Raw genomic sequence first — 18397 nt, 5'->3', positions numbered from 1 at the left:
GAACCGTTCTTAAATTAACCTTGTTTTTCTTTCCTATCTTTCAATAAGTCATGCACCTGAGCCACGTCTTTATCTCCACGACCGGAAATCGTTAAAATAATGGCATCTTCATTACTAAACTGAGGTGCGAGTTTCTTAGCTAAGGCTACTGCATGTGCACTTTCAAGAGCTGGAATAATGCCTTCTTTTGCTGATAATAGTTGGAACGCTTCTAATACTTCTTCTTTTGAAACTGTATAATATTCAGCTCGTCCTGTTTCTTTCAAATAACTGTGTTCCGGACCGACACCGGGATAATCTAATCCTGCTGCAATAGAATAGGTAGGTGCTGGTGCCCCGTTTTCATCTTGAAGGACCAGCGTTTTGAAACCATGCAATTCTGCTGGTTTCCCTTTGGCCATTGTCGCAGCTTCTTCTGGCTCTGCTCCAATTAAACGAACAGCCGGTTCCTCAATATAATGAGCAAACGAACCAATTGCATTGCTGCCTCCTCCTACAACTGCTATAACTGCTGCAGGAAGTTTTCCTTCTTGTTCCACTATTTGTTTCTTGGATTCTTCACTAATGATAGACTGAAAATGCTTGACCATTGAAGGAAATGGATGTGGACCAACAGCAGAACCCAGTAAATAAAATGTCGACTCATAGTTTTCTACTAGATCTGCCAGTGCAACATCAACGGCATCTTTTAATCTTCCTTGTCCTTTTTCTACAGGAATAACCTTTGCTCCTAGTAATTCCATACGAAAAACATTTAACGCTTGTCTTTCTGTGTCCAGTTTCCCCATATAAATCGTACAATCCATTCCAAACATCGCACATGCAGTAGCTGTAGCAACACCATGCTGGCCAGCTCCAGTTTCAGCAATAATTCTGTGTGCACCCATTCGTTTTGCTAACAAAATTTGTCCGACTACATTATTGATCTTATGCGCTCCTGTATGGTTCAAATCTTCTCGCTTTAAATAGATTTTTGGACCGTTCAAGGATTTAGTCAACCTAGAAGCATAGGTTAGCGGATTTTCTCTACCTACATACTCTTTTAGCGTTTCTTTGAATTCTTGGTTAAATTCTGGATCTTCTTTATATCGTTCGAATTCGTTAGCCAGATTGTCTAATACTTCCTTCAATTTAGGCGGTACAAAACTGCCTCCAAAGGTTCCAAAATAGCCTTCTTGATTTGTATTCATCAAATAAAACACCCTTTTTTTGTTATTTTAGATCGTTCTCACTCTCAATAATTTTTACAGCTTAACCCTTTATATTAAATAGTTGGGGTGAGTTTTTCTTCTTCAAATAATTTCAATAAATCTTTTAGCGTCATCTTTTCCTTTTCTTTTTGGTTCAAGTCCAACGTGATTTTCCCGTCTTTCATTACAATTAGTCGATTTCCATAAACTAGCGCATCTTCCATTTGATGTGTAATCATCATACAAGTCATTTTTTTCTCTTGAATAATTTCATTTGTCAGCTGCATCAACTTCTTCGATGTCTTAGGATCAAGTGCTGCAGTGTGTTCATCTAAAAGCAGCAAGGAAGGTTGTGTCATCGTAGCCATCAGCAAACTTAAAGATTGTCTTTGCCCGCCGGACAAATTTCCTGCCGGTGCATCGATCTGCTTTTCCAGCCCATTGCCTATAGAGCTGCACATTTCAATAAACTGCTCTTTATTTTTTTTGAGGTTTCTAGATCGGAGCGTCTTTTTTTCTCCTCTTAGCTTTGCTAATAACAGATTTTCCGCTACAGTCATTCTCGGTGCTGTCCCCATTTTTGGATCTTGGAAGACCCTTGAAATTAAATTAGATCTTTTTTCTTCTTTCCATTTCGTAATATCATTGTCCTTCAACATAACAGTTCCACTCGTTATTTCGGTCGATCCTGTTATACTGTTGAACAACGTCGATTTCCCAGCACCATTTCCACCCAGCACAGTGACAAATTCTCCTTGATTTAATGTGAAATTTACACCATCTAAAATATGATTATCTTCATCTGCCTGGTTTGTGATGATTTTTGTAAGACCCATAACTTGTAATAATGCACTCATTCTTTTTCTCCTCTCCCGATTATTGTTCCCAAATTCAAACTTTTTCTGATTTGCGGAATCATCAAACAGATCGCTAAAATCACAGAACTAAAGATTCGGATATACGTAGTGTCGAATCCTAATTCGATTACACCTAACAATAAGATTTGATACAACACACTTCCGATGACGATCGTACATAATCGCTCACCTAGTTTTAAATCTTTAAACATGACTTCACCGATAATGAGGGAAGCTAATCCGATAACAATAACTCCTGTACCCCCATTTACATCAGCATAGCCATTGTTTTGCGCTACCAATGCTCCAGCCAATGCAATCACACCATTTGAAATGACGAGCCCCAGTATTTTCATGTTATCTGTACGGATGCCTAATGAGCGCGCCATATCTTCATTATCTCCAGTCGCAATAAAGGCTTGTCCCAAATTTGTATAGAAGAAGGCTAAAACCACGCTGATTAATATAATCAGCACGATAATTCCGATAAATACCACATCATAATAATTAGGCAGTCCTTTAAATAGATCAAAAAGTGTTTCTTGATTGAGTAAATTAATATTTGGTCGTTTCATAATGAATAACATAACAGAATGGAGTCCTGACATTACGAGTATTCCCGCTAATATAACCGGAACTTTTCCTTTTGTGTAAAGGAGTCCTGTCACTAACCCTGCACCCATTCCGGCAAGAATCGCTAAGAAGATAGCTAGAATCGGTGGTACATCTGAAACAATGGCTGTTACGGCTACTGCTGCACCTAACGGAAAGGATCCTTCAGTTGTTAAATCTGGAAATTTCAATATGCGGTACGTTAGGTATAATCCTATTCCGAGTACTGCCCATAAAAACCCTTGTGCGATCGCTGAAATAATCATATTTATTGTCCTCCTGCTTCTGGTTCAATGATCTTGCTGTTCTCTAAAATTTCTTCAGGTATAGTGACTCCAATTGATTCTGCTTTTTGAACATTGATCAACTGATCTCCACCTTCTACGATATATACTGGAAATTCTGCTGGATCTTTACCATCAAGTACTTCCGCTGCCATTCTACCGGATTCGACGCCCAGCTGAACTTGGCTGATCCCAACTGTTGCAAGTCCACCTTGAGCAATCATGATATCCACTGTAGGTATTAGAGGCATATTATAACGGTCTGCTTCGCTGACCACTGTGTTAAATGCACTAGCTATCGTGTTATCTGTCGGTAAGTATATGACATCTACCTCTTTAGCCATACTAGCGACCATTTGCTGAATCTCATTTGTACTAGAAACAGTATACGTTTCTGGAGTCAAACCAGCTTGTTCAATAGCGGCTTCTGCTCTTTCTGCTTCTGCTCTTGCATTGTCTTCTCCGGAACTATATAGAAGTCCGACAGTTTCTACATCAGGAAGAATACTTGTCAGCAATTGTATTTGATCTTCGACTGGTGCCTGATTTTTTACACCTGTTACATTAGCACCAGGATTCTCTTCTGATTCAACTAGTCCTGAACTAACTGGATCTGAAACAGCAGCCATGATTACGGGGATTTCACTAGAGGCATTCTTCAACGCCTGGCTCGCAGGTGTTCCAATCCCAATTAGAATATCTGCCCCTTCATTGACCATAGAACTTGCCATCGTGTTCATTAAATTCTGATCTCCTTGTGCATTTTGAAAATTAATTTCTATATTTTCAGCATCCACATAACCATTGTCAGCCAAGCCTTGAATCGTTCCTTGACGAATTTCATCTAAAGATGGATGACTCGTTGTTTGCAGCAACCCAACTTTTAAAGTTCTTTCTGAAGCACTTGGATCTTCGCTTCCGCCGTTTGTCACTTGTTGATTATTACTTTGTTCATCCGGAAAAAAGAACCCTATTATTAGTACAGCAAATATCAATCCAAATGTTACGAGCATACCTTTTCTTTTCATCAGTTATATTTCCTCTCCAGTTAATTTTTATATTTTCTATACATTGATTTCCAGTTCCAGTCAGAGTTCATCTGTATCAGCCCCTTAATACTTTACATATGATATTTTCATTTGAGCCTTTTTTATTTTAGATAAAATAAAAAAGGCAGTCTCCACACTTATTTTGAGTAGTGGAAATTGCCTTTAAAATATGCAAAAACCACATAGATATAGTGATATCCATGTGGTTATTTATCTAAAATTTCTTGAGAAATAAGCCCGCATAGATACAAAATTTAGAATGTTTTCTAAACGTTGTACCTATGAGTTGTCTCATATCTACAACGATCTACGCCAGCTTTGCCAATTCATATTCAATTGTACTGTTTGCTTAGAATCGAAGTTCATGAGTTTTTCTCCTTTTGTAATCTCTAATGTGATTTTTATATTACAGTGTAAAATTCAACTTGTCAACAAATTAGATATAAACTCTTTTTACATCTTCATTTATATAGATAAAATCAATTCCTTCTGCATTCTTGCAGTTAAATCATGGTAAACTATTAATGGAGAGAATAGAAAGGTGTTATATATGGAAAAAAAGAAAATCGCTATTGTCGGAGGCGGAGTTGTTGGTGCCTCAGCAGCTTATCTCTTAAGTAAAGAACCAACACTTGAAGTCACTCTATATGATGAAGGAGTCGGACAAGGTACCTCCGCTGCTGCTGGCATCATTAGTCCTTGGCTATCAAAACGCCGAAATAAAAAATGGTATCGTATGGTAAAAGAAGGTGCCGCTTTTTATCCGGAATTTCTATCTGAAGTTATGAATGGTGTAGCTATTCCTAAAACTGTCTATAACCAAGTCGGAACTCTTCTGTTTAAAAATAATCCTGAACATCTGAAAGATTTATTGAAAATTGGACTAAAGAGAAGAGAATCTGCTCCAGAGATCGGTGAGTTGAAGATTTTATCTCCGGAAGAAATAAAGAAAAAAATCCCCTTATATACAGGAAATGAATCTGCACTTTGGGCTGCTGGAGGTGCTAGAGTAGACGGAAAATATCTGGTAGACTTACTCATCCAAAAAGCAATAACCCAAGGTGCTCATTTCAAAAAGGAACACGTTGAAACATTAACTGTAAAAGGACATCATCCAATCCTTAACACTATTCATCAAAATACCCAATATGATAAGGTTATTTTAGCCGTAGCAGCATGGTTACCAAATTTACTCGAACCACTTGAATATAAAGTAGACATCCGTCCTCAAAAAGGACAACTCTTAGAAATTGAGTTAAAAAATACAATAACGACTAACTGGCCGGTCATTATGCCTGAAGGAGAAACAGATATTATTCCGTTTGAAAATGGAAGAGTCATTATTGGTGCTACACACGAAAATGACAAAGGCTTTGATCTAGAAATCGATAAAGTCCAGTTGACTCACATGCTTCATGATGCTGTAACTGGATTCTCAGATCATTTTAAACAAGCTTCTGTTGTAAATTATCGTTCTGGAACAAGGGCTTATACTTCGGATTTTGCTCCTTTTTTCGGTCCTGTGCCTGAATTATCCAATGTTTATGCAGCTAGTGGTTTAGGTTCTACCGGGCTAACTGCCGGACCATTAGTAGGAAAAGTATTAGCACAACTAATATTAGACAAACCAACTTCTTTACCGCTGGAGGATTACCCGATCAGAAACTATATACAATCTAAAAAATGACAGTCTTTCAATTGCGGCAATGATATTTGCCCTACTGAGATTGATGAGTAAATATAAAAAGGTTAAACGGAATACAGCTGATTTAGGTGCTATTGCTGTTATTATAGGAATAAACAAAAAACCTTCTATCACATGAGATAGAAGGTTTTTTGTTTTATTCATCATTCTTCTAGTCTTTCCATTTCCGGTCTTTTCGTTAGAGAGAGCCCGTACATTCCAATGCTAAACGCCAACCACATTAGTCCTACAGAATACCCTCCAACGATATCCGAAGGGTAATGTACACCTAGATATACTCGACTGACACCAATCAGCACAATCAGAGCACCAAATACCGCTGTAGCAGCCAAATACGTTATTTTTTTTCTAGCTAGTCGAATAAATAAAAAAATCACTGCTCCGTATACGATCATTGATCCCATTGCATGGCCACTTGGAAATGAATACCCTCCTTGGCTAATCAAGTGCTCTACCTCACTTGGACGTTCTCGTCTAAAAACAGCTTTTAACAGCTGATTCAAAACCCCCGCACCTAAAGCAACGGTCAAGAAATACCATATCGATAGCCATTTATTTTTAAATTTAAAAAGAATGACTGTACTTACAATTAAAGTAAACATAGCTACAAACCAACCGTCACCAACTCTGGTAATTAGGGTGAATAAGACAGTCAGTAATGATTCTCTTTCATCATGAACTTCTCTGCCAATCCAATCATCAAACATCCCTAATAGTCCCCACTCAAAATAACTTGCGACAGCTAAGATCAAGAAGGGAATAATTGTGATCATTCCAAGATAAAACATGGTCTTTGGCTTCCAGAAACTTTTCCTATATTTATTTATTAACTCTAACATATTGTTCCTCCACTGATTTTTACCTATTTTTCAAAACATTTGTACTCTCTATTGTCTAATTTTTTGAAATATTTTTCAAGTAATACCTTCTTTTTTTTTAAACTTCTTTGACTTCTTTCTCTGCATTAGGTAAAGTAGTCAAGGGAATCTGAAACACTCCCCTCATGATATTACTTCATTAATAGAAAGTTTTTCGAAAAGTAAATTCATTTTACGAATAACGTTCTATATTGGAAAAGTATGATCACAACTATAGAGGAGTTTGTTGCTAAATGAAAGTTTTTGATTACGAAGATATTCAATTGATCCCTACTAAAGCTGTTGTTTCAAGTCGTTCAGAATGTGATACGACTGTAGAACTAGGTGGACGCCGGTTCATGATGCCCATTGTTCCAGCTAATATGCAGACAGTAGTTGATGAAGAGTTGTCGGCTTGGTTAGCATCACATGGTTACTTTTATGTCATGCATCGCTTTGATGAAGCTGCACGTGCTGATTTTATAAAAGATATGCATGCAAAAGAACTTTATGCTTCTATTAGTTTAGGAGTAAAAAAAGAAGAGTATGATTTCGTTAAAGAACTAGCAGATAAAAATCTAGTTCCTGAATACGCAACAATTGATGTTGCACATGGACATTCTCAAATGGTCATCGATATGATCACTCATGTTAAGAAATATCTACCTGAAACCTTCCTAATTGCCGGAAACGTAGGAACTCCAGAAGCAGTTCGTGAGTTAGAAAACGCTGGAGCTGACGCTACTAAAGTCGGTATTGGACCAGGAAAAGTTTGTACAACTAAATTAAAAACCGGATTCGGTACTGGCGGATGGCAATTAGCTGCAGTTTCTTACTGTTCTAAAGCTGCACGTAAACCTATCATTGCTGATGGAGGTGTCCGTACCCACGGAGATATAGCTAAATCTATACGCTTCGGTGCTACAATGGTAATGATTGGTTCATTATTTGCCGGTCATGATCAATCTCCAGGTAAAATGGTCGAAGTAAACGGCCGTCCTTATAAAGAATATTTTGGTAGTGCTTCAGCGCACCAAAAAGGTGAAAGAAGAAATGTTGAAGGCAAGAAAATGCTGACACCTTATAAAGGTGACATTTCAGATACCTTACTTGAAATGAAACAGGATTTACAGTCTTCAATCTCATACGCAGGCGGAAATGATATTGAAGCACTACGTAAAGTAGACTATGTCATTGTTAAAAATTCTATCATGAACGGTGAAAATTACAACGCTAGTGGAATTGATGTTCCAGATAGTTTTGCTACATCTTCTAATTTCCAGCCTTAAAAATCAAACACCAATCAGGTTATAATCTGATTGGTGTTTTTTTATTCTTTCCTATTAATTTCTATAATAATAAATACAATAAAATGTAAAAAAACAGCAAAAAGTACTACAAAAAAAATCCATGAAGGTACATCAAAGACTATGTAAAAAAACAGAAATAGTATAAAAGAGAATAACGGATACCATACTAACGTTTTAGGATCAAATTCAGGTTGCGGCATACTGATCCACTCCTAGACTGAAAGTTTTAAGTGAGATAAAATTTTCTGAACTGTCAGCTCGACATCTATATTCTCAATTATAAGATCTGTTTCTTTTGGCGGAATTAATTCATTATTTTCATGACTATGGCTAATTCTTTCGGCAATTTTTTCTTCACTATCTCCACGTTTACGCATTCGTTCAATCATAGTTTCTTTGGAAATATGAATAAAAACCACGAAAGTTTCATTGGGAAAGAAAGCTTTCATAGCTTCAGCTCCATTGCGATCCAAAGAGACATGAACAACATCATGTGTACTTAAAGCCTTGCTAACCTCAGATTTTGTTAAACCATACACTTTATGATTGTAAAGTGTCTGCTCAATAAAATCTTCAGGATTCATGTCCTCCATTTTCCTGAAATGATAATCTATGCCATCGTGTTCCCCTACTCGCGGCTCCCTTGTTGTAGTTGTCACGAGTTTAGGGATCCCTCTACGCGTGAGTTCATCTCCTACTGTTGTTTTACCACTACCACTAGGACCAACCATAACAATAATGCATTTATTTCTCATAAACACTCTCCTCGGAATGTATAATGATCATCCACCTAAAGTAACATCTGTTTTCTGATACCACTCTAATGCATCAAAAAGATGCTGATCTTTGTAATCAGGCCAGAATTCATCAATAACATAGATATCAGAATAAATAGACTGGATTGGTAAAAAACCACTTAATCGACGACGTCCGCCCCATCTTAAGACCATATCCATACGAGAAATATCTTTAGATGCAATGTGATTAATTAAGTCTCCAGATTCAATAGTTTTCTCACTGTTCAGAGCATAATTCAAATCCCAGTTCCAACCATAGTTCACCAAGAAATTAACTTTCATTTTTCCTTCACCAAACCTGGTACGTTTCATTGCATATGGTAGAAGTTCTTTAGGAAATACTTTTGAATCTGTATTACCAATCACCATAAGATCCGCATCACGTTTTTTTAATTCATTTACAGAATCTACACATGCTTTCTGAAATGCTTTTGTTTGCAGAGAAGGACGTTTCACATTGTCCATTGTAAATCCATAAAATGTCATCTCTTCTACTCCAAGCTTTAGACATGCCTCATATAAATCCAACCCCGGATCAATTCCATGATTGTATCCATCTTTTTTCGGTAATCCTTGACCGACTGCCCAGCGGCGATTACCGTCTGGAATAACTCCAATATGTTTCGGCATGCGTTTAAATTTATCCATTCTCTTTGCAAGTCTCCTTATACCGTATTTCCTGATTATTGTATATTCATTTTTTATTTATTCTTGTACTCTATAATACCGTTTTTCTACCCCTCTCTTCAACTAACATGACCATTTTTTAGTTATATTATTATATTAAAAGACGTTAAAAGTCTGTATATTTTCATAGTATAGTGATAAAATGTAAGTAAGAAAACGGTATCGTATCGGATATCAGTAGGGAGGCTATCTATGTTTAAGGGGAAAAAACGAGAAAGAAAATTTTATTTCTACTCAAGCTTGATTTCAATTGCTCTGCCGATTTTTCTGCTGATTTTAGAATATTTTATTTATGAAGATTCTACTAATTTGGATTCCGGGTTCCGAGCGTTTTTCATTACTTTTATGTGGATCCTGTTAGTTTTAGCAATCTTTCGTGCACTCTATAATTATAAAAAATTGAAAGAAATTTCTAACAAACAAAACAATAATAAACAAAACTAAAGATTTACATTAGAAAAGGTTGATTTTAGATATAGTATATACTTTTCATTGGTTATTCAAAGTAGTAAGGAGGTTCAATATGTTTAAGAACGAGCGAAACAAGCGATTATTTCATATTTTCAGCAATCTATTCATTGCATGTGTCTGGACATGGATTCTATATGTTCAGTCTCAAATCGAATATTCAACTACACTTGAAACTGATTTTCAGAAAGCATATATGTTCGTACTTGTTATTTTTATTATCACAACTATTATTCGTATGGGTTATCACTTCCATAAACTCAGAAAATACACTACTGCCAAAAAGCTCTCAAAATCACATTGAGCAAAACCGCCCTCTTACTAGATTTTATGTAGCGGGCGGTTTTATCTAGAACTTCATCTTCAGTTAGTCCGTTACCCACTGCATTCTGTATTCTTTTTCTAGAGTCTCTGAATCAACCTTTTTTTTAATACAAGTAAATCCTTGAGCTAAATAAAAGTTTATTGCTTGCACGTTTTTTACATATACTGAAAGTTCTAAACTCTCATAATCTTTTTTTACAGCTGTTAATAGCTCTTTACCAATTCCATTTTTCCTGAAACGTTTATCGACAAAAATTCCTGCTATATAGCAATCTACCATACCTAAAAATGCGCATATCCTTCCATCCTGTTTATATAAATAAATTGTGGCATCATTTAACGACGCTTTCACAGATTCATAATACTCCTTCCAATAAGATTCCTTGATGAAATGATGTACTTCAATATTCACTTCCATCCATATCTTAGAAATTGTCTCTAGCTCATTCACTGTCAATTCTTGTTTTTTATCGATCATTTTCTATTTCCCTTCTTTTGGCCTATTCTATGATAAAAATAAGCATTCATTAAAAACCCCTTTCTTCACTCTCTTTATTTTTATCTAAGTAAAAACAACTTTGAATTCTTCATAAATGATACGGTGGTCTTCACTGAACTCGATACCTAATTCTTTTTTATAATATTTAGGAAAAAAGTCTAGATGCGCCTGTCTCCAATATGCTAAAGATAGATCCCCTTCACCTTCTTTTCTTGCATGTTCTTCTGTAATTTTATTAAATGGTATTGTTTCAACATTTATATTTTCAATCACACAAATAGGGGTTTCTTCACTATCTAATACAATAGAAAATTGTCCTGTGTAAGGCTTGACTTCATCTTCTGCGTACAGATCATATCCGCTTGAAGTGCCTGTTTTTTCCCCTTGTAGTACAAGTTTTCCTAACTCATCAGCCATTTCTGCAGTATCACCAAAAGAAAAACTTTCTACATCGGTTTCAAGACTTCTATTTGTTGCTTTTAAAAATGTATTTTTATATTGCTCAATCTTTTTATTCATTATTTAGCCCTTCCTGAAACTTTATGTCTTGCATTTTAACATAATTCTATTTAAAAAGAATCTAACTTTCCATGATTATAGGAAAGTTAGACTCTTTTTAGATTAATTTCTAAAATATTTAGCGGCTTTTCATCAATAGCTTGATTGCCTGCTGAATTTTTTCTTCTTCAGTGTCTTGACCATTTTGGTTGTTCTGCACGCATTCAACAAGGTTTTCAGCAACGATCAATCCAATCGCTTTATCTAAACTCGACCTTACAGCTGAAAGCTGGGTAACAATTGCAGCGCAATCTTTTTCATCTGCAATCATGTTTAATACACCTTCCAATTGACCTTTAGAACGTTTTAATCGATTGACAATTTTCGCATTGTATTCCATTAAACGGTTTCCCCTCTCCAAGCAGAGATGCCGCCAAGGACATTGGTTACGTTATACCCTTCTTTAGATAGGAAATCGCAAGCAGATGCCGAACGACCGCCTGAATGGCACATAACATAATAAGATTCCTTATTGTCTAGCTTATCTTTAAGTTCAGCTAATTCACTTAATGGGAAATGTTGAGCACCATTCAAGTGCCCAGCATCCCATTCGTCCTGTTCTCTTACATCGATTAACTTAATGTCTTTGTTAGCCCATTTTTTTTCAAACTCATTCATTGATATTGAATTATACATTATTTGATTATCCTCTCTGGTCTGATCGTCGAATAAAGTGCAAATGCTCCATCTAAATTTTTGACTTTATATCCGTTCTGTTTAAGCAATCTCTCTGCAATATAACTGCGTAGACCACTATGACAACTTACAATCACCGGTTGATCTTTTGGAATTTCTGATATACGTTCTCTAAGTGAATCAAGTGGTATATTTAATGCATTTGGTAATTGGCCGTTTGCAATGAGTTCAGATTCATTTCTTACATCCAGTAAAATATGCCCATCAGACTGTTTTTCTTCAAGCTCGTGCCATTGAATAGATTCACTAACTCCTTCAATTATGTTTAAAGCTGCATACCCGGCCATGTTTACTGGATCCTTAGCAGAACCAAAAGGCGGTGCATAGGTGAACTCTAATTCAGGTAAATCCTGAATGGTCAGACCTGCTTTGATTGCTGTCGCTAAGATATCGATGCGCTTATCTATTCCATCTGTTCCGACTGCTTGAGCACCATAAATTTTACCAGAAGCTGGATTAAATAATAACTTCAATAGGACGGTTCCAGCATTGGGATAATATCCGGCATGACTTTTCCCTTGAACATGAATAACATCATATTGTTCCCCAGAACTTTTCAGCTGCATTTCGTTCAGTCCTGTTGATGCTGCAACTTGATCAAATACACGTACAATTGCTGTTCCAATGCTTCCTTTATTAAAACGGTCCAGTCCACTAATTATATCTGCTACCTGTCTTCCTTGACGATTTGCTGGGGAAGCCAGTGCAATCATTGTATCTTGGTTGTTGATTTGCTGTTTAACTACGATAGCATCTCCCACAGCATATATATCCTTCTGACTGGTTTCATAATGATCATCAACCACTATTCCTCCGCGGAAACCAGTCTCGATATCAGCGGTCAAAGCCACATCAGTATTGGGTTTAACCCCTACTGATAACAATGTAAGATCACTTTCAAGCTTCTCACCATTTTCAAGCACAACGACCTTCCCGCTTTCTTCAAAAGCAGAAGCAGCTAGCTCTGTATAGATCTCTACACCTTTATCGTGTAATTCTTTAGCGATATAAGCAGCCATTTCCTCATCTAATGGCGGCAACACATGTGGGGCTTTTTCAACTATTGTAACATTTAATCCTCGTTGTACTAGACTCTCTGCCATTTCTAATCCAATAAATCCTGCACCAATAACTACTGCTTTTTTAGGTTTATGATTATCAATATATGTGGATATTGCATCAACATCTGGAACAGATCTCAATGTGAAAATATTCTCCGCTTCTTTTATACCCTCAATTGGTGGAATAAGTGGTTTTGCTCCTGGCGATAGAATCAATTTATCATATACCAAAGTATATTCTTCTTTATCATTTTTAACCGTAACTTCTTTAGTTTGAGCATTAATTGCAATAGCTTCACTTTCAGGCCGGACATCCAAATTAAATCTTGCCTGCAGACTTTCAGGGGTCTGAACCAGTAACTTACTGCGTTCTTCAATCTCACCTGCTACATAATAAGGCAATCCACAGTTTGCAAAAGAAACATAGGGACCTTTTTCTAAAATAATGATTTCTGCATCTTCATTTAATCTTCTTAGTCGAGTAGCGGCGGACATTCCCCCAGCAACTCCTCCAATGATTAAAATTCTCATTATAATTTTCCTCCTCTTGTAGAACCTGACCAAGCCATCATTCCACCACGGACATTTACAACATCAGCATCTTTTTTTAATAACATTTTTGTTGCTTTTTTACTACGCATACCTGATTGACAGACTACATAAGTCTTTCCTTTAGGAGTGAAACTCTCTACTTTTCTTAATGGTACATTTTTTGCTCCTGGAATATGCCCACCACGAAATTCGTGTGGTTCTCTTACATCAATAATCTGAGGTTTATCCATTAATTTTCTTTCTAACTCTTTCGTAGAAATTGCCGGTATTTTTTTAAATAACATATCACTGCTCCTATTCTTTTATTTATTTTTATTCCTATCATTTTTATATAACTACACTTTTTTATGCGATTTCGTAATTATTTACTATACGTTCAAATTTATCATGCAAATCATCCATTACTACAAAGCGTGCTTCGCGAAACATTTCTTTCCCTTCTATAAACAACAGTAATGCCGGCACTGTAAAAACCGTATATTCTCCTGCTACCTCTGGGACATCATCTGCACTCACCTGCATAGGTTTTATCTCCGGAAATTCCTCTAACATTTCTTGGACTTTTGGTTTTACTGCATGGCACACACTGCATCCTTCTCTTGATACATATAAGAATGATACAGGATTCACTGAAACAAAATTTCTGATTTCCTCAATCGAATTCGCTATAGGGAACTTAACCATCTTTTTCCTTCTTTCTTTTATCAGATTCCTTATCAAAAAAAATTTCTGAGAGTTTTATAGTTAATTATTATAGCTTCAACAAAACTCATTATACCCCCATGGGTATATTTTGTAAAGTCTTTTCCCTTAAAATATTTTAAATTGTATCCATTACATAAAGATTAAATCTTTTAAGGAAACCTATTTTTTAAAAGCTTATATTCTACTAATCATATATTATTTGATATAATTAATTTAACAGTCAAAATCTTTATAAAGTTATTAATTTTTTTAGAGATGAGGGATTAGTTAATGAATAGCACTTTTAGAATAAATGAGTTAAAAGCCTTTCTAAAAAAATATCAACCTGTGAAAACAAAACAAATAGTAGATTTTTATCGAACATTTAATCCTACTATCAACTGTAACACTATACGGTGGCGTATTCATGAATTAAAGGCAAAACAAATTATCTATAGTCCAGTTAGAGGACAGTATGCTTTACAAGAAAAAGCCTCGTTTTTTCATGACCCCACAAAATCTATAAATAGCTTAACAAAACTAGTTCAAAAAAAGCATCCAACAGCTAAGTTTTCTCTGTACTCTACTGAATGGTTAACCAGATTTTCTAACTTTACTTATCCTTCTAATAATTTAATTATTGATATCGAAACTGACTCTTTAAACATAGTTTATAATTCCATCAAAAAAAGTTGTTCGAATACTTTTCTTTCTCCAAATGAAACAAAATATGATTATTATATTTCTCCTAATCGAGAGAATATTATAGTAAACCGATTATATGTAGATGCTCCTTTAAAAAATGTTGATAGTTCTTATTACATACCTAAGCTGGAAAAAATCCTAGTTGATCTAATGATTAACGACCCAATCATCCTTATGATCAGCAAGCCTGAAATGAAGTATATCATAAGCAATATCCAAAAGACCTATCATATTAATTACTCTACACTGAGACGTTATGCCCAAAAAAGACACTTTGGTAAAAAAGAAACTGCATATGGATTACTAAAAGTATAAAAAGAGGAAAGTCGGAAGAATATCTGAGTTCTTCCAACTTTCCTCTTTTATTTTTAAAGTTTAGCCAGTTGCTCGCTGACTGTTTTTCCTTCTTCAAGGAAAACTTCTCTATTATCCTCTGGCACCATTGATCCTCCAGTTGCCCAAGCGATATGTGTTGCTTGGTGTAGTTTATTTTTCAAGTTATTCCTTTTCAGGTAGTTTTGACCTTCTTTGCTTTCTAGTAATTTATGTGGACCTGCAAGTCCAGCTACAGCGGCTGGTTCCAGAAATATAGATTCCTTATCATACAGATTCCAAAGGATCCGCCTGAACGTTTCATCTTTAAGGCTGTATCCCGCACTGAAATAATTGTGCATTAATTTAGCTACTAACCCAGATGTCCTAGGTACAGCTAACCCATCTGCTACAGTAATTCCGCCGAGACCAATTTCTTCTACCGAAATCTCATCATAAAGTTTCGACTCCAAACCAAGTAACATACTTGGCATTTTAGTTGGCTCTGCAAAAATACAATGAACATTATCTCCAAAAGCTTGTTTCAGCCCAAATGTAATGCCGCTGGGAGATCCGCCTATACCACAAGGTAAATAAACAAACAGCGGATGATTTTCATCGACGATAATACCTTTATCTTCGAGCTGTTTCTTCATACGGTATCCTCCCACTGTATATCCTAAAAACAATTCTTCAGAGTGCTCATCGTCTACAAAATAACTGTTAGGATTGGCATTAGATTCTACACGTCCCTGCTCTACAGCTTTTGAAAAATTCGTCTCATGTTCAATCACTCTAACACCCTTAGAACGCAAATAATCTTTTTTCCATTGTTTCGCTTCAACCGACATGTGAACAGTAACATTAAATCCAAGCTTGCTGCCCATTCTTCCAACACTTATACCTAAGTTCCCTGTTGTTCCAACTGCTATATGACGTTTTGCAAAAAAATCTCTGAATTCTTTGCTTGCAAAAACCGAATAATCTTCCTCAATACTTTTGAGCAATCCTTGTTCTAACGCAATCGTTTCTGCATGTTTCAGAACTTCATAGATCGCACCTCTTGCTTTGATCGTTCCAGAAATCGGAAGCATATCATCTCTTTTCAGCCAGAGATTTCCTTCCACATTTTTATCATTGATTTCATTCAACCATTTTTTCATCGCTGTAATCTCTATTATTTCGGACTCAATGATACCATTTGATTCTTCTGTTTCAGGAAAAGCGATTTTAATGTACGGAGCAAATCTTTGTAAACGCTCCTCTGCATCTTCGATATCTTTTATTGAATATTTTGTATATCTGTTAGCTTCTTCAGCTGGTGAATAACAGGGGTTATCCCAAAAGACTTCTAAACCAGAAGCAATCTCTTTGATTAGCTGACTTTGCTCTGTAAACTTCCCTACATGATGGCCTAACATAATAATCAATCCTTTCAAATTCCTGTTTTCTTCTTTTACAGATCATAAAAATTTAAATAGTTTTGTTCGAAACACTCATCTTTACATCTTGTTTATTGTAGCATAATTTTGTTTCCACAAAAGAGACAATTCATTTTCATACTAAAAGACCTTCACTTAATTATATTATTATGTGAATTCCTTGTTTTACTTTAAAAATCAAAGTGAAAATCACAATCAATTCTCACTTTGATTTTTAATCTTCTTTCTACTTGTTCTCTATCGATTTTTCTTGTCAAAATCGTTATACTGGGCATATTGAGAATTTGAGAGGGAGGAAAGCGTTGGAATCTTATCCAGTAGCTGACATATTAGATGTTTGCGTAGAAGCCGGACGAGTTATGCTTGAAAATGGAGCAGAAACTTATCGTGTAGAAGATACATTATATCGTATTGCTAAAAGTTATGATCTAGTTTATATAAACGTCTTTGTTGTCCCCACCGCATTGATTTTAACGGTCCAAGGTAGAGACAAACAGGATCATACTGAATTACTGCGAATGACAGATAGACAAACAAACCTTGAAAAAGTTGCTAAAGTAAATGACCTTTCTAGACAATTATCCCAACAGATTCTTTCACCTGATGAAGTAAAAGATAAATTAAAAGAAATAAAATATACGCCCCGGAATTTCAAGCAGTGGCAGAGAAACTTAGCCATTGCCTGTGCTTGTGGGTGTTTCCCTTTACTGTTCGGAGGAACCTATGAAGATATGTTACCTTCATTTATTGCTGGCGGTCTAGGTCATATGCTTTTTGATTTCGTAAACCGCTGGACGAATGTCAGTTTTTTTGCTGAAATGCTTGCTGCTTTTTTTATTGGCTTATGTGCTGTTCTATTTATTTCCTTAGGATTAGGAAATAATGTTGATACAATTATTATTGGAAGCGTGATGTGCCTAGTTCCCGGGATGGCAATCACCAATAGCTTCAGAGATTTAATGGCCGGACACCTTTTAGCAGGTGTAGCAGTCGTTGCAAAAGCCCTACTGACGGCCGGTGCAATAGGAATTGGCATTGCTATGGTATTAACATTTTTATAAGATACTGCAGAATACTCTAAAAACTTTATCACAGGGAGGAACTTACCATGTTACTGGATTATACTACTTATTTTCTTGCTGCATTTATAGCGACGATAGGCTTTGGGATTTTATATAATGTTCCTACCCGTACAATTCTAGCGTCTAGCTTAGCTGGTGCGACAGGTTGGGTTGTTTATCATTATTTATCCTTCCAGCTAGATTTAGACTATTTTGTTGGTGCTGGAGCTGCTGCTTTTTTAGTGGCGAACTGCAGTCAATGGTTTGCTCGTTACTACCGAATGCCGGTAATCGTATTTGCAATCCCTGGTATCATTCCTTTAGTGCCTGGAGGATCTGCTTATAATATGATGCGTTCTTTTATTGAAGGTAATTCTGATCTCGCCTTTATGTACGCAACGGAAACGTTCCTTGTTTCAGGTGCAATTGCGTTAGGTCTTTCAGTCAACAGTGGACTGCTTCAGGCACTCTCTTCTAGAACATTAGGCAAAAGAGACAAACGATATCTCCCTTAATTTTGAATAATATCTTGCTAATATCCAGTAGAATTTTTACACAAATCTTTTTTCTCATTTTTTTGCGACTCAAAAAATTCTATATTTTTATACTTTACCTTAATTACGTAAAAAGCTATCGAATGCTTCTCAATAAGAGCAGCAGCGATAGCTTATTTATTTTAATCATTTA

General features: G+C 35.9%; 22 protein-coding genes. 7 read left to right on the top strand and 15 right to left on the bottom strand.

All coding sequences use genetic code 11. The annotated features are described in order from the left end of the window. Positions 1-14: 14 nt before the first annotated feature. The 4 genes from trpB to trpX all read right to left on the bottom strand — a co-directional run bounded on the left by trpB (position 15) and on the right by trpX (position 3971). Positions 15-1190: a tryptophan synthase subunit beta gene (trpB, locus tag BKP56_RS04600; RefSeq protein WP_072693950.1), complete on the bottom strand. Its 1176-nt coding sequence runs from the start codon at positions 1188-1190 to the stop codon at positions 15-17. Between the two features lie 74 nt (positions 1191-1264). Next, positions 1265-2047 carry an ABC transporter ATP-binding protein gene (locus BKP56_RS04595; RefSeq protein ID WP_072693949.1) on the bottom strand — a complete coding sequence of 261 codons (783 nt, stop codon included), beginning with the start codon at positions 2045-2047 and terminating at the stop codon, positions 1265-1267. Beyond that, the gene (locus tag BKP56_RS04590; RefSeq protein ID WP_072693947.1) at positions 2044-2925 is read right to left on the bottom strand and encodes an ABC transporter permease; all 882 of its coding nucleotides are present in this window, start codon (positions 2923-2925) and stop codon (positions 2044-2046) included. The genes BKP56_RS04595 and BKP56_RS04590 overlap by 4 nt, the downstream gene beginning before the upstream one ends. Positions 2926-2927: 2 nt before the next feature. Then, positions 2928-3971, bottom strand: a complete 1044-nt coding sequence (gene trpX / locus BKP56_RS04585; RefSeq protein WP_072693945.1) for a tryptophan ABC transporter substrate-binding protein — start codon at positions 3969-3971, stop codon at positions 2928-2930. A 571-nt stretch (positions 3972-4542) separates the two neighbouring features. Between trpX and BKP56_RS04580 the strand changes: the two genes are divergently transcribed. Next, positions 4543-5679 carry an NAD(P)/FAD-dependent oxidoreductase gene (locus BKP56_RS04580; RefSeq protein ID WP_072693943.1) on the top strand — a complete coding sequence of 379 codons (1137 nt, stop codon included), beginning with the start codon at positions 4543-4545 and terminating at the stop codon, positions 5677-5679. A 161-nt stretch (positions 5680-5840) separates the two neighbouring features. Here the strand turns inward: BKP56_RS04580 and BKP56_RS04575 are convergent, their stop codons facing one another. Further along, a complete protein-coding gene (locus tag BKP56_RS04575) occupies positions 5841-6536 on the bottom strand; it encodes a phosphatase PAP2 family protein (protein ID WP_083540467.1) in 696 nt (231 codons plus the stop codon). A gap of 272 nt (positions 6537-6808) precedes the next feature. Between BKP56_RS04575 and BKP56_RS04570 the strand changes: the two genes are divergently transcribed. Next, on the top strand, positions 6809-7843 hold the full coding sequence (locus BKP56_RS04570) for a GMP reductase (RefSeq protein WP_072693941.1): 1035 nt from the start codon (positions 6809-6811) through the stop codon (positions 7841-7843). Positions 7844-8076: 233 nt separating this feature from the next. Here the strand turns inward: BKP56_RS04570 and BKP56_RS04560 are convergent, their stop codons facing one another. Beyond that, positions 8077-8619 (bottom strand): guanylate kinase, encoded by a 543-nt coding sequence (locus tag BKP56_RS04560; RefSeq protein ID WP_072693938.1) that lies wholly within the window; start codon positions 8617-8619, stop codon positions 8077-8079. 27 nt (positions 8620-8646) lie between these two features. Beyond that, on the bottom strand, positions 8647-9309 hold the full coding sequence (locus tag BKP56_RS04555; protein ID WP_072693937.1) for an undecaprenyl diphosphate synthase family protein: 663 nt from the start codon (positions 9307-9309) through the stop codon (positions 8647-8649). A 231-nt stretch (positions 9310-9540) separates the two neighbouring features. Here BKP56_RS04555 and BKP56_RS04550 point away from each other — a divergent pair, with 231 nt between their 5' ends. Further along, positions 9541-9792 carry a hypothetical protein gene (locus BKP56_RS04550; protein ID WP_072693935.1) on the top strand — a complete coding sequence of 84 codons (252 nt, stop codon included), beginning with the start codon at positions 9541-9543 and terminating at the stop codon, positions 9790-9792. A gap of 79 nt (positions 9793-9871) precedes the next feature. Beyond that, positions 9872-10120, top strand: coding sequence for a hypothetical protein (locus tag BKP56_RS04545; protein WP_072693934.1), 249 nt, complete (start codon positions 9872-9874; stop codon positions 10118-10120). Between the two features lie 63 nt (positions 10121-10183). On the opposite strand, the gene BKP56_RS04540 is transcribed toward BKP56_RS04545, so the two are convergent. From BKP56_RS04540 to BKP56_RS04510, 7 genes are all read right to left on the bottom strand, one after another. Beyond that, the gene (locus BKP56_RS04540) at positions 10184-10618 is read right to left on the bottom strand and encodes a GNAT family N-acetyltransferase (protein WP_072693932.1); all 435 of its coding nucleotides are present in this window, start codon (positions 10616-10618) and stop codon (positions 10184-10186) included. Positions 10619-10702: 84 nt separating this feature from the next. Further along, on the bottom strand, positions 10703-11158 hold the full coding sequence (locus BKP56_RS04535; protein WP_072693930.1) for an ASCH domain-containing protein: 456 nt from the start codon (positions 11156-11158) through the stop codon (positions 10703-10705). Between the two features lie 118 nt (positions 11159-11276). Further along, positions 11277-11537 carry a metal-sensitive transcriptional regulator gene (locus BKP56_RS04530; protein WP_072693929.1) on the bottom strand — a complete coding sequence of 87 codons (261 nt, stop codon included), beginning with the start codon at positions 11535-11537 and terminating at the stop codon, positions 11277-11279. Further along, positions 11537-11833 (bottom strand): rhodanese-like domain-containing protein, encoded by a 297-nt coding sequence (locus BKP56_RS04525; protein ID WP_072693927.1) that lies wholly within the window; start codon positions 11831-11833, stop codon positions 11537-11539. The genes BKP56_RS04530 and BKP56_RS04525 overlap by 1 nt, the downstream gene beginning before the upstream one ends. Then, positions 11833-13485 carry an FAD-dependent oxidoreductase gene (locus BKP56_RS04520; RefSeq protein ID WP_072693925.1) on the bottom strand — a complete coding sequence of 551 codons (1653 nt, stop codon included), beginning with the start codon at positions 13483-13485 and terminating at the stop codon, positions 11833-11835. Before BKP56_RS04520 ends, BKP56_RS04525 begins: the two co-directional genes overlap by 1 nt. Next, entirely contained in the window at positions 13485-13790 is a 306-nt protein-coding gene (locus BKP56_RS04515; protein ID WP_072693924.1) for a rhodanese-like domain-containing protein, read from the bottom strand. The genes BKP56_RS04520 and BKP56_RS04515 overlap by 1 nt, the downstream gene beginning before the upstream one ends. A 61-nt stretch (positions 13791-13851) precedes the next feature. Beyond that, a complete protein-coding gene (locus tag BKP56_RS04510; RefSeq protein ID WP_072693922.1) occupies positions 13852-14190 on the bottom strand; it encodes a thioredoxin family protein in 339 nt (112 codons plus the stop codon). 291 nt (positions 14191-14481) lie between these two features. On the opposite strand from BKP56_RS04510, the gene BKP56_RS04505 reads away from it, so the two are divergent. Then, on the top strand, positions 14482-15210 hold the full coding sequence (locus BKP56_RS04505; protein ID WP_072693920.1) for a DUF6577 family protein: 729 nt from the start codon (positions 14482-14484) through the stop codon (positions 15208-15210). Positions 15211-15263: 53 nt separating this feature from the next. On the opposite strand, the gene BKP56_RS04500 is transcribed toward BKP56_RS04505, so the two are convergent. Further along, positions 15264-16628 carry a D-serine ammonia-lyase gene (locus tag BKP56_RS04500; RefSeq protein ID WP_072693919.1) on the bottom strand — a complete coding sequence of 455 codons (1365 nt, stop codon included), beginning with the start codon at positions 16626-16628 and terminating at the stop codon, positions 15264-15266. A gap of 323 nt (positions 16629-16951) precedes the next feature. Here BKP56_RS04500 and BKP56_RS04495 point away from each other — a divergent pair, with 323 nt between their 5' ends. Beyond that, on the top strand, positions 16952-17710 hold the full coding sequence (locus BKP56_RS04495) for a threonine/serine exporter family protein (RefSeq protein ID WP_072693917.1): 759 nt from the start codon (positions 16952-16954) through the stop codon (positions 17708-17710). 47 nt (positions 17711-17757) lie between these two features. Beyond that, a complete protein-coding gene (locus BKP56_RS04490) occupies positions 17758-18225 on the top strand; it encodes a threonine/serine exporter family protein (protein WP_072693916.1) in 468 nt (155 codons plus the stop codon). Positions 18226-18397: the final 172 nt, after the last annotated feature.

This window comes from Marinilactibacillus sp. 15R, assembly GCF_001895285.1.
Classification (GTDB): domain Bacteria; phylum Bacillota; class Bacilli; order Lactobacillales; family Carnobacteriaceae_A; genus Marinilactibacillus; species Marinilactibacillus piezotolerans.
This window is presented reverse-complemented; position numbering and strand designations above follow the sequence as displayed.